The sequence below is a fragment of the Streptomyces sp. NPDC057623 genome (assembly GCF_042800355.1).
Taxonomy (GTDB): Bacteria; Actinomycetota; Actinomycetes; order Streptomycetales; family Streptomycetaceae; genus Streptomyces.
Genome location: NZ_JBHVGZ010000055.1, coordinates 1 through 11,734, shown reverse-complemented (window position 1 = coordinate 11,734; position 11,734 = coordinate 1). Strand labels below are relative to the sequence as shown.

At 68.3% G+C, this 11,734-nt stretch carries 12 protein-coding genes and 1 rRNA gene; 3 read left to right on the top strand and 10 right to left on the bottom strand.

Translation table 11 applies throughout. The annotated features are described in order from the left end of the window. Positions 1 to 107 precede the first annotated feature (107 nt). Positions 108 to 389: a glutaredoxin family protein gene (locus ACFU95_RS37245; RefSeq protein ID WP_383837595.1), complete on the bottom strand. Its 282-nt coding sequence runs from the start codon at positions 387 to 389 to the stop codon at positions 108 to 110. Positions 390 to 529: 140 nt separating this feature from the next. Between ACFU95_RS37245 and ACFU95_RS37240 the strand changes: the two genes are divergently transcribed. The 3 genes from ACFU95_RS37240 (at position 530) to ACFU95_RS37230 (ending at position 4,243) form a co-directional block, all read left to right on the top strand. Next, on the top strand, positions 530 to 1,450 hold the full coding sequence (locus ACFU95_RS37240; protein WP_383837592.1) for an HAD family hydrolase: 921 nt from the start codon (positions 530 to 532) through the stop codon (positions 1,448 to 1,450). A gap of 523 nt (positions 1,451 to 1,973) precedes the next feature. Beyond that, positions 1,974 to 2,747: an ECF subfamily RNA polymerase sigma factor, BldN family gene (locus ACFU95_RS37235; protein WP_383837589.1), complete on the top strand. Its 774-nt coding sequence runs from the start codon at positions 1,974 to 1,976 to the stop codon at positions 2,745 to 2,747. Between the two features lie 248 nt (positions 2,748 to 2,995). Further along, entirely contained in the window at positions 2,996 to 4,243 is a 1,248-nt protein-coding gene (locus ACFU95_RS37230) for a DUF5667 domain-containing protein (RefSeq protein ID WP_383837586.1), read from the top strand. Positions 4,244 to 4,336: 93 nt separating this feature from the next. Here the strand turns inward: ACFU95_RS37230 and ACFU95_RS37225 are convergent, their stop codons facing one another. The 9 genes from ACFU95_RS37225 to rrf form a co-directional block, all read right to left on the bottom strand. Next, positions 4,337 to 5,389: a lysophospholipid acyltransferase family protein gene (locus ACFU95_RS37225; RefSeq protein ID WP_383837583.1), complete on the bottom strand. Its 1,053-nt coding sequence runs from the start codon at positions 5,387 to 5,389 to the stop codon at positions 4,337 to 4,339. Positions 5,390 to 5,403: 14 nt separating this feature from the next. Beyond that, positions 5,404 to 6,465, bottom strand: coding sequence for an NAD-dependent epimerase/dehydratase family protein (locus tag ACFU95_RS37220; RefSeq protein ID WP_383837580.1), 1,062 nt, complete (start codon positions 6,463 to 6,465; stop codon positions 5,404 to 5,406). Positions 6,466 to 6,731: 266 nt separating this feature from the next. Beyond that, positions 6,732 to 6,830: a 30S ribosomal protein bS22 gene (locus ACFU95_RS37215; protein ID WP_003948845.1), complete on the bottom strand. Its 99-nt coding sequence runs from the start codon at positions 6,828 to 6,830 to the stop codon at positions 6,732 to 6,734. 156 nt (positions 6,831 to 6,986) lie between these two features. Beyond that, a complete protein-coding gene (locus ACFU95_RS37210; RefSeq protein WP_004984898.1) occupies positions 6,987 to 7,199 on the bottom strand; it encodes a helix-turn-helix domain-containing protein in 213 nt (70 codons plus the stop codon). A gap of 129 nt (positions 7,200 to 7,328) precedes the next feature. Beyond that, positions 7,329 to 8,144, bottom strand: a complete 816-nt coding sequence (locus ACFU95_RS37205) for a phosphatase (protein ID WP_383837577.1) — start codon at positions 8,142 to 8,144, stop codon at positions 7,329 to 7,331. 334 nt (positions 8,145 to 8,478) lie between these two features. After that, positions 8,479 to 9,651: an acetoin utilization protein AcuC gene (locus ACFU95_RS37200; RefSeq protein WP_383837574.1), complete on the bottom strand. Its 1,173-nt coding sequence runs from the start codon at positions 9,649 to 9,651 to the stop codon at positions 8,479 to 8,481. Then, complete coding sequence (locus ACFU95_RS37195; RefSeq protein WP_383837571.1) at positions 9,602 to 10,834, bottom strand: MFS transporter; 1,233 nt, start codon at positions 10,832 to 10,834, stop codon at positions 9,602 to 9,604. The genes ACFU95_RS37200 and ACFU95_RS37195 overlap by 50 nt, the downstream gene beginning before the upstream one ends. Positions 10,835 to 10,900: 66 nt before the next feature. Then, the gene (locus ACFU95_RS37190; RefSeq protein ID WP_383837568.1) at positions 10,901 to 11,569 is read right to left on the bottom strand and encodes an HAD family hydrolase; all 669 of its coding nucleotides are present in this window, start codon (positions 11,567 to 11,569) and stop codon (positions 10,901 to 10,903) included. Between the two features lie 77 nt (positions 11,570 to 11,646). Next, positions 11,647 to 11,734: ribosomal RNA gene (rrf, locus tag ACFU95_RS37185) — 5S ribosomal RNA — on the bottom strand; the annotation flags it as partial.

The window sequence follows — 11,734 nt, the reverse complement described above, 5'->3', positions numbered from 1 at the left end:
TGAGGGCAAAACCGCACACTCTCCTCAACGATCCCCGCCCCCGAGACCCAGTCGCCGTCGATCCTAAGCCGTTTCCGGCGTAGTTGGACTACCCGGTCAGTACTCGGTCACCGCCCGGTCAGTGCTTTGCGGAGGCGATCTTCGTTCACGCGCCAGAACGTGTGCTGGTCCCCGTCGACCAGGACGACGGGGATCTGTTCCCAGTACCGGTCGTGGAGTTGGGGATCCTGACTGATGTCCTTCACCTCCCACGGAACCCCCAGTTCGGCACACACCTTCCCGACGACGATCTGTGCCTCATCACACAGATGGCAGTCGGGCTTTCCGATCAGGGTGACGAGCCGGTCCTGCGGGGACTTGGCTGCGGCACGACGAAAGAGGGGGCTCATGCCAGCCATTCTCCCGCGACGCCACGCGGATGCCGCGACGCCGTTCCACCACGCTGTTTAACTGGGCGGTCGCGGAGAGTTCACAACCTTCAAACCTCTCGACTCCGGAAGCACCGAACAAACTGGCTATGCTCACGGTCATGGCCGCTCTTGGATGGCTCACTCCCCGTAGGCGCTCCGCCACGGCGCGGAGCGTGTTGGCTGGCGAGGCTTCGGCGGAGGCAGCGCGCAAGTCGTCGCAGGAAGCGACGGAGGTCTCCGACGTCGAGCCGGAGTTCCCGGTACTCGGCGACGAGCAGGCCGCCGCCTTCTTCGACCTGGACAACACCGTGATGCAAGGTGCCGCCCTCTTCCACTTCGGGCGGGGCCTGTACAAGCGGAAGTTCTTCGAGACACGCGACCTGGCCAAGTTCGCCTGGCAGCAGGCGTGGTTCAGGCTGGCCGGCGTCGAGGACCCCGAGCACATGCAGGAGGCCCGCGACTCGGCACTGTCGATCGTGAAGGGCCACCGCGTCGCCGAGCTCCAGTCGATCGGCGAGGAGATCTACGACGAGTACATGGCCGAGCGCATCTGGCCCGGCACCCGGGCCCTGGCCCAGGCCCACCTGGACGCGGGCCAGAAGGTGTGGCTGGTGACCGCGGCCCCGGTCGAGATCGCCACGGTGATCGCCCGCCGCCTGGGCCTGACCGGCGCGCTGGGCACAGTGGCCGAATCCGTGGACGGCGTCTACACGGGCAAGCTGGTCGGCGAGCCCCTGCACGGCCCCGCCAAGGCGGAAGCGGTCCGCGCCCTGGCCGCCGCGGAGGGCCTGGACCTCTCCCGCTGCGCCGCGTACAGCGACTCGCACAACGACATCCCGATGCTCTCCCTCGTCGGCCACCCCTACGCCATCAACCCCGACACCAAGCTCCGCAAACACGCCCGCAAGCTGGACTGGCGCCTACGCGACTACCGCACCGGCCGCAAGGCGGCGAAGGTCGGCATCCCAGCGGCCGCCGGCGTCGGCGCGGTGGCCGGCGGAACAGCAGCGGCAATCGCCCTGCACCGCCGCCGCCGCTAGCAGGACCCGGGGGCACCCCTACGCGACCGCGGGCTGGTGAGAACACCCAGCCCCAGCGGCCGCCGATGCACGGCGCCCAACGGTCACTCTCCCGTCCAGCCACCTCGCAACGCCGGTGCGGGCATCTCAGCCCGTCCGGCGTTTGAGGACGAGGCCCTTCGGGCCGAAGCGGCGAGAAAAAGCTCACGTAGGCGCCGAGTTGACCACGCCCGGCCGCACAAGCCAATCCGCACCCCCTACCCCCACAACCCCCTGTCCAGTCCCCTTGGCTGCACACGACCACAACACGCCCCGGAGACAGCCGGAACACGGACGAATTCGATCAACAAGCGATCACTCTGCGGCACTTGACCGGCCGCCAAACGGTTACAGAAGAGACGCAATCGATGATTTGAGCAACTGGGCGTAGCAGTGCCTGCACGAAGCGTTATTCTCCTCAGACGCAAACCGGTACCCCTCCGTCGCTACGACGGGTGAACGGTCCCGCACTGCACGTGATGGAAGCTCTGCCTCTGGGAGTCCCGTGTACCCACACGTCGGGGTTGACGCCTCGGGCCTGGCTACGCTGCGCGCAACGGTCCATGACCTGTTGCGCGGCTTCGTCCCCACCGCGTACGCCGTCCCCGTCTTCGCCGTAACCACCGCGCCCGTAGGCCCGTGCTATGCACTCGCCGACGGCACCGCCGCCGTCGGCAGACGGGGACGCTCGGCCGGTGCGGCAACCGCTCGTCGACCTGCCGCGGACAGCGACAGCGCTCGAATGATGGATCTCGTGGAACGCGCACAGGCCGGCGAGGCCGACGCGTTCGGAAGGCTCTACGACCAGTACAGCGACACCGTGTACCGCTACATCTATTACCGGGTCGGAGGAAAGGCCACCGCCGAGGACCTCACAAGCGAGACCTTTCTGCGGGCGCTCCGCCGCATCGGCACCTTCACCTGGCAGGGCCGCGACTTCGGCGCCTGGCTCGTCACCATCGCCCGCAACCTCGTCGCCGACCACTTCAAGTCCAGCCGCTTCCGGCTGGAGGTGACCACCGGCGAGATGCTCGACGCCAACGAGGTCGAGCGCTCCCCCGAGGACTCCGTCCTCGAGTCCCTCTCCAATGCCGCCCTCCTCGACGCCGTACGGCGACTCAACCCACAGCAGCAGGAGTGCGTCACCCTCCGCTTCCTCCAGGGCCTCTCCGTCGCCGAGACGGCCCGTGTCATGGGCAAGAACGAGGGCGCCATCAAGACCCTCCAGTACCGCGCCGTCCGCACCCTCGCCCGGCTCCTCCCGGACGACGCACGCTGAGCGCACCCCTACCGAACCGACACACTCCGCAACCATCAACTAACCCTCAGTGAAAGTCCGTTGACTTCGCGTTCCGTTCATCCTCCGTCCGTAACCCAAGTGCCAAGCCGCTCGTTGTGCGGGATGCAGGCTCCCTGTGGTCACTCCCTGGCCGACTTCGATCACTCGATCGTGTGGATTCGGTCAGGGCGTGCAACCCTCAGGACCCCCTGGGGAGTCGACCGTCATGACGAGAGGAGGTGCCGCCAGTGATCGCGAACGTATCGGCGCACCGGCGGGCGAACGCCTTCGCCCAGGCCCTGGAGGAGCTGACCGACCGGGACTCGGCGGCCGAGCAGGCCGAGCAGCCCGATGGATCGGCACCGGCGCCCACTGCCGCGGAACACAGCGAGCAGGGGCGCCTGTTGGCTCTCACCACGAGTCTCGGCGAGCTGCCCAAGCCCGTACTCGACCCCGAGGTCAAGGTCGTCCAGCGCGCCCAGCTCGTGGCCGCGATGGAGGCCATGCTCCAGGAGGGCACCGCGGGAGGCGAGGCGGGACCCGTCCTGCCCGAGCAGCGTTCCGAGCGGGCACGGGGCGCGCATCGGGCCTCACCGCTGGGGAAGCTGCGACCGCGTTCACGGCTCGCCAAGGGCCTCACCGCGGGCGGGCTCAGCGTCGGTGTGGCCGCAGGAGCCTTCGGCGGAGTCGCCGCCGCGAGTTCGGACGCCCTACCGGGTGACTCTCTCTACGGCCTGAAGCGCGGCATAGAGGACTTCAAGCTCAACGTCCTGGCCGACGGCGAGGACGAGCGCGGACGAACGTATCTCGACCAGGCATCCACCCGGCTCAACGAGGCCAGGCGGCTGATGGAGCGCGGTCGCGGCGGACAACTCGACCACGAGTCGCTCGGCGAGATCCGCCGCGCCCTGTCCGGCATGCGCCACGACGCCTCGGAGGGCCACCGCCTGCTCCGCGAGGCGTACCAGCGCGACCCCCAGTCCCTGGGCCCCATCCAGGCCCTCTCCGCCTTCTCCCGCTCGCACCGCGAGGCGTGGGGCAACCTCCGACAGCGGCTTCCCCTCCAGCTGGGGGACGTCAGCGACCAGGTGTCGTCGGTGTTCGACGCCATAGACGACGAGGTCGCCCCGCTGGAGTCGCTCCTCCCACCGACCCCGTCAAAGGGCGGCGACGGCAAGGGACGTGGCGGTTCCGGGTCGGCGTCCAGCGGTACGTCCGGCTCCGACCGGTCGGCCCGCCCCAGCGCCGGCGGCAGCGGCTCCTCCGACGGCAACCGGTCCAGCAGCCCCAGCAAGTCGGCCGAGGGCTCCGCCGGCGAGGGCGAAGGCCTGCTCGGCGGCAACACCGGCGGCCTGCTGGACCCGCCGAAGGACACCGGTAGCACCGGTGCCTCACCGTCCACCTCGACACCGAGCACCGAACCCGCCGTCACCCTCCCGCCGCTACTCCCGGGCCTCCTGCCCGGCCTGGGCATCGAGGGCGAGGACGCGCACTAGCGTCCGCTGAGCCAGTCATACGGCGATGGGGGCGCCCCTCTCAGGAGGGGCGCCCCCATCGCCGTACAAACGAAGCCAGAGGAAGCCGGCCGGTCAGAAGAAGACCGACCGCCGCTGCACCAGCAGCTTGTAGAGCGTGTGCTGGATCTGCTCCCTGACCTGGTCGGTCAGGTTGAACATCAGCATCGGGTCCTCGGCGGCCTCCGGCGGATAGCCGTCCGTGGGGATCGGCTCGCCGAACTGGATCGTCCACTTGGTGGGGAGCGGGATCGCTCCCAGCGGGCCCAGCCACGGGAACGTCGGCGTCAGCGGGAAATACGGGAACCCCAGGAGACGGGCCAGGGTCTTCGCGTTGCCGATCATCGGGTAGATCTCCTCGGCCCCGACGATCGAGCACGGGATGATCGGGGTGCCCTGGCGCAGGGCGGTGGAGACGAAGCCGCCGCGGCCGAAGCGCTGGAGCTTGTAGCGCTCACTGAAGGGCTTGCCGATGCCCTTGAAGCCCTCCGGCATCACGCCGACCAACTCACCCTGGCCCAGCAGCCGCTCGGCGTCCTCGGCGCAGGCCAGGGTGTGGCCCAGCTTGCGGGCGAGTTCGTTGACCACGGGCAGCATGAAGACCAGGTCGGCCGCGAGCAGGCGCAGATGGCGGCCCGCCGGGTGGTGGTCGTGCACGGCGACCTGCATCATCAGGCCGTCCAGCGGCAGTGTCCCGGAGTGGTTGGCGACGATCAGCGCGCCGCCCTCGGACGGGATGTTCTCCACGCCCTTCACCTCGACCCGGAAGTAGTTCTCGTACACCGGGCGCAGCAGGGACATCAGGACCTGGTCGGTGAGCTCCTCGTCGTACCCGAAGTCGTCGACCTCGTAGTCCCCGGTGAGGCGGCGGCGCAGGAAGGCCAGGCCGCTCGCGATGCGCCGCTCCAGGCCGCCGTCGTCCTGGGGCTTCTGGGGCGGCTGTTCCTCACGTGTCACAGGAACATCATCCTGCGCGAAGGACCGTCCGGGGAGGGGCTGGACTTCACCTACCAGCGCGGATTCACCGCTCTTGCGCCGGCTGCCCGCGCTCCGGCGCCGCTGCGGCCGCTGCACGGCACTCCCGCGGGACCGGTCGTCGTCGAACGGAATGACCTTGGCGTCCGCCATCGTTGATGCGCTCCTCAGTTGGCGCTCTGCGTCGGAAGGTGGCCGCCGCCCAGAGCGGGCAGCGCGGCGATCCGGTCGACGGCCCCCGAAAGGGCCTCCGGCGGCAGGAGTCCGGGACCGCGGCTCTTCGCGAAGTCCGCGAACGTCCCCGCCGTCGTGTACTTCGGCTTGAATCCGAGCGTCTCTCGCATCTGGACCGTCGACACCACCCGGCCGTGCGTGAGCAGCCGGATCTGCTCGGGCGAGAAGTCCGACATACCCAGCGTACGCACCAGGGAACCCGCCCACGTCACCGCGGGAAGCAGGAGCGGCACAGTGGGGCGGCCCAGCCGCCTGGAGCACTGCGAGAGCAGCAGGACGCCGTCGCCGGCGATGTTGAAGGTGCCGCTGTTGAGCGTGCCCCGCTCCGGCTCGTGCGAGCCGATGCGCAGCACCTCGATCACGTCGTCCTCGTGCACGAACTGGAGCCGCGGGTCGTAGCCGAACACGGTCGGCAGGACCGGCAGCGAGAAGTACGAGGCGAGCGGCGTGTCCGCGGTCGGACCGAGGATGTTGGCGAACCGCAGCACGCACACCGCGACGTCCGGCCGCCGCCGCGCGAACCCGCGCACATAGCCCTCGACCTCGACGGCGTCCTTGGCGAAGCCGCCGCTGGGCAGGGACTTGGGCGGGGTCGTCTCGGTGAAGACGGCCGGGTCGCGGGGCGCGGATCCGTACACGTTCGTACTGGACTTGATCACGAGCCGTTTGACGTTGGGGGACTTCTGGCAGGCGCCGAGCAGCTGCATGGTCCCGATGACGTTGGTTTCCTTGACCGTGGTCCGGCTGCCGCTGCCGAGCGCGGTTCCGGTCACGTCCATGTGTACGACGGTGTCGGCGCCGCTTTCGGCCAGCACCCGCGCGATGGTGGGCTGCCGGATGTCGGCCTGGATGAAGTCGGCACCGCCCAGATGGTGCTCGGGCGGGACCGCGTCCACGGCGACCACCCGGTCCACCTGTGGGTCACGCTGGATCCGACGTACGAACCGGCCCCCCAGTTGACGGGCCACTCCGGTCACGAGCACGACCTTGCCCAAGATCAGCGCCTTCCTTCCAGCACTCGTACCCCTGCCGCGTTCCCCGTGTGCCGCCAACTTAGCGGTTCGGTGTTGCGCTGTGATGACCGCCCAATGCATGAAGTGACGAGAATTCCTTGCGTACGACCAGACGGCCCAGGCAGTCGTCCAGGCGCACGCACGGAGTTCGGCCCCTCGCACGCGACCGCGATACAAGTGTGGCCCCCCACCGGATCTCGGATCTGGTGGGGGGCCACAAAGCGCGCCACTTCAGCGGCGCGCCGCGCTTACTTCTTGTTGCGACGCTGAACGCGCGTGCGCTTGAGCAGCTTGCGGTGCTTCTTCTTCGCCATCCGCTTGCGCCGCTTCTTGATAACAGAGCCCACGACTACCCTCGCTCACTTCTCATCACTCGGCGTTGGGCGCCATGGGCCCATACGACCTACAAGGGGCCAGCCTACCCGCCCGAGCGCTGAGGTCGTAATCGAGGGGGTGAGGGGGAATCCGGAACAGCCCCGAGGATCCCCCCTCACCCACTGCCGTCAGGCGGTTTCCACCCCCACATAACTCTCGCGGAGGTACTCGTGAACCGCTTGCTCGGGGACGCGGAAGGACCGCCCCACCCGGATCGCGGGCAGATGACCGCTGTGCACCAGCCGGTACACGGTCATCTTCGACACTCGCATCACCGAGGCGACTTCCGCCACGGTAAGGAACTGAACCTCGTTCAGAGGCCTCTCGCCAGCTGCAGCCATGACACACCTGAACCTTCCGCACTCGACGGCCACCGGCTTCCCCTTCCGGTGACTCTTCGTCGCTGCGTGCTCACTCCCCAGACTAGGGGCGGGTGATGCGAGTGGGGAAGAGGTGCAGCCATCGGCGACCTACTGTGACAGACACGCTCGATTGAGTACGTAGCGGGTAAGCGGCCGGTAGTAATCAGACCGCACAGCGTCATCAAGTGGAACGACGACGGACACGACCCCCTCGGCCTCCCCCACAAAGAGCGCGGGGTCATTCGTATCGGCGAGCCCAATGGCCTCAAACCCCAGCTGACCTGCCCCGCAGACCCAACCGTGATCCCCGATCACCAGCTCCGGCAACGGCCCGCCGACCTCCGCCGCGCCGGCCAGCGCGGTACGAACCGGGAGCGGTGAGTGCGTGTGTGCGCCGGTCTCACGCCGGGGGCTCGGAGCGCCGGCTTCCCGCACCAACGCGACTCCTCGTACGTAGTCAAGGTTGTACGTGCGTAGGCCGAACCGGGTCGTTATGTCGACACAGCGACCATGCGCAGGGGTGAGAACGGCACATCCCGCCGCCGACAACGCGTCCGCCAAGGCGGCGTAGAAGCCGAGCAGACGATGCGGATGCCCGGTACCGAGCAACACGGGTGCCCTGCGCTGCGCGGCCTCACCGACGCGATCGGCAAAGGCGTTCAGACCACTCAGAGTCCGTTCCGGATCGATCACATCCAGCCCAGACACACAATCCGGATCGGCCGAAACCCCACACCGATCCGCCATCAACTCGATCAAATCCCGCTGCCCCCAAGCCCGCACAGGATCGAGCCCGATGCGCACCCGTGGATCACGAGCCGCGAAAAGCCGATAACTCCTGAGACTCGCCTCCCGAGAAGTGGCCACACTCCCAGCAAGCCGAGCAGCCAGGAGATGAGCGCGAAGAGCTCCGGTACTCACCACGAGAGCGATCGTGACGGACCAGGCAGCACAGAAGCGTGGGAACGGGAAAACACCGCACAGTTGGGCTAACGAAGGACACCCCGGCCACTCGCAGGGGGCTTGACCTCACGATCGGAGGCGGCCACTTCTCAGCGCCGGCCCAGGCACTTTCAGCCCGTCCGGCGTTTGAGGACGAGGCCCTTCGGGCCGACAGCGGGGGTCCAGGGGGCGGCAGCCCCTTGGCGGCAGCCCCTTGGCGGGGTCGAAGGGGCGGAGCCCCTTCAAGGGATGGGACGGGTAGGGGCGGCGGGGGCGAGGAAACCTCGGCACCACGCCCGCGGGCCCCAGCCCCCACCTAAGCCAACAACCCCCGCAACGGAAACACAGCCCTCCGCGTCGCCAACACCGCCTGGTCCAACCGATCCGCAGGGTCATACCCCGCATCCCAGCCAACCCACGAAATCGGCCACCGCCCATCAGTCATCCGCGCCGGCCCCAACTGCCGAGTCCGCGCAAAGACCTCCTGCCGCCACCCCTCCGGAATCATCGCCTCGGGCTCAATCGCCCGCCCCGCCGCAATCCCCACCAGATGCGTCCACGACCGCGGCACAACCTCCACCACGGCATATCCACCCCCACCCAGCGCCACCCACTTCCCGTCGGCGTACTCGTGCGCCAGGTCGTGACAGGCCACCTGCACGGCCCGCTGCGCATCCAGCGAAACAGCGAGATGCGCCAGCGGATCCTCAAAGTGCGTATCGGCCCCGTGCTGCGTCACCAGCACCTGCGGCCGAAACTCAGCGATCACCTCCGGCACCACGGCATGGAACGCCCGCAGCCACCCCGCATCCCCGGTCCCGGCCGGCAACGCCACATTCACGGCCGTCCCCTCCGCGGACTCGGCCCCGGTCTCCTCCGGCCACCCGGTCTGCGGGAACAACGTACGAGGATGCTCGTGCAACGAGATCGTCAGAACCCGCGGATCCTCCCAGAACGCCGCCTGCACCCCGTCCCCGTGATGCACATCCACATCGATGTAGGCGACCCGCTCGGCCCCCAGTTCCAACAGCCGAGCGATGGCCAGCGAGGCATCGTTGTAGATGCAGAACCCCGACGCGCCCCCCGGCATCGCATGGTGCAGCCCACCCGCGAAGTTCACCGCATGCAGCGCCTCCCCCCGCCACACGGTCTCCGCCGCCCCCACCGACTGCCCCGCGATCAGCGCGGACACCTCGTGCATACCCACGAAGGCAGGGTCATCCAGCGTCCCGATCCCATACGACTGGTCCGCGGCGGCCGGATCCACCGAGGCCGCCTTCACGGCCTCGATGTAGTCCTCCCGATGGACCAGCCGCAACGTCGACTCACCGGCCGGCTGCGCCGCGACGACGTCCACGTCCTTGTCCAGCCCGAAGGCATCGACGAGTCTCCTGGTCAGGGCGAGCCGGACCGGGTCCATCGGATGGTCCCGACCGAAGTCATAGCCCGTTACTGCCTCGTCCCACATCAGCTGTGCGCGGCCGCTCATGCCCGTCACCGTATCGGTCCGGTTGAGCGGCGAACGACCGGGCGTACACAAGCGTCACCAGCACCAACACCATCGGCACCAACATCGCCCCGCGGTAGCTCCACGCATCACCGAGCGCCCCCACCAGGGGCGAACCGATCAAAAACCCCACGTAATTGAACACATTGAGCCGCGCAATAGCCGCATCCGAGGCTCCCGGCCCGTACTTCTCAGAAGCGAGCCGCCCGGCCGCCGCGAAGGTCTGCGGCACCAGCACACACAATCCCAGCCCGAGCAGCGTGAACCCCAGCATCCCGACCCACGCCCCCGGCGCCCCCGCCACCACCGCGAACCCACCGGCCGCCACCACCGCCCCCGTCCGCACGACCGCGACAGCCCCGAACTTCCGCACTCCGAAGTCCCCGATGGCCCGCCCCAGCAGCGTGGTCACCATGTAGACGTTGTACGGCACGGTCGCCAGCTGCTCCGAGCTCCCCAGCACGTCCTGGAGATACTTCGCACTCCAGTTGGAGACGGTCGAGTCCCCGATGTACGCGAAGGTCATCACCAGACACAGCGGCAGCAGCACCTTGAAGGCAACGGCCCCCCTCTCGCCCGCCTCCTCCACCACCACACCGCCACCGACGCCACCATCGACATACCACCGGCTCCCCACCAGCGCGGCCGGCAACAGCACCGCCACGACGGGCAGATACGACACGACCAGCGCCAGATCCCAGTGCGCCCCCACCCAGGCCAGCGAGGCCCCCACGATCCCACCCAGGCTGTACACCGCATGGAAGCTGAGCATGATGCTGCGCCCGTACGACCGCTGGAGGCTCACCCCGAGCATGTTCATCGAGGCGTCAAGCACACCCACGGCCGACCCGAACACGGCAAGCGCGAGCCCGAGCTCCACCATCCGCTCCCCGGCCCCGACCCCGAGCAGCGCCAGGAGCACGACGGGTTGGGACCACCGCAACAACCGGCTCGGCGGTATCCGTGTCACCAGCCGCTCGGTGGTCACGCTTCCGACGCCGGCCAGGATCGGCACGGCGGCGAGAAAGGCGGGCAGCAACGCGTCGGAGACCCCGTACCGGTCCTGCATGGCCGGAATCCGGGTCACCAGAAGGGCAAAGGCGACCCCCTGAGCGAAGAAACTGAACGCCAACGAGGCCCTACCGCGCCGCAGCACATCCGTCATGGCGGCGAGCGTAAGGCCCCGGGATACTGGTGGGTAGATCCAGCCAAAGATGAATTTCCCTCAAGTTCAGCGGCCGCCAGGTCCGGAGGCAGAGAGAAGCAGGTCAACCAACTCCCCCATCGCGGCGAAGAGTCGAGTCGCCCCGGCCAACCTCCCGGCAGGCGTCATCGCGGTGAACCCGTACACGTCCATCCTCGCCGCCAGGGCCGCCTGGACCCCCAGCGGGCTGTCCTCGACGACGACACACCGCTCCGGGACGACCCCCATGCGCTCGGCCGCGTACAGAAACAGGTCCGGCGCCGGCTTCCCGCGCCCCACATCCTCAGAACTGAAGATCCGCCCCTCATCGAAGAACCGCTCAAGCCCCGTCGCCCGATGCCCCACCCGAATCCGCTCATGGCTCCCGGACGACGCCACGCAGTACGGCACCCGATCCCCGGCCAGCTTCTCAAGCACGTCGACGACGCCGACCACCGCCTTCAACTCCCGCTCGAACGCGGCGAACACGCGCCCATGGAAGACATCGTCAAAGCCCTCGGGCAGCCGCTCCCCCGTCCGCTCCAGCACCAGCTCATGAACCCGATGCATCGCCGAGCCCATGTAGTCCCGTATGGAGTCCTCGTACGAGGTCGGGTACCCCAGTTCGGTGAGATACCCGGCAAGGAGCCGATTGGAAATGGGCTCACTGTCGACGAGCACACCGTCGTTGTCGAAGATGACGAGGTCATAGCGCATGCCCACGAGCCTAATGGCGTACAAATACAGAAAGCCCCCGGACCGGTATCCCCGGCCGGGGGCTCTCTCAAAAATTTGTTCGGCGGCGTCCTACTCTCCCACAGGGTCCCCCCTGCAGTACCATCGGCGCTGTAAGGCTTAGCTTCCGGGTTCGGAATGTAACCG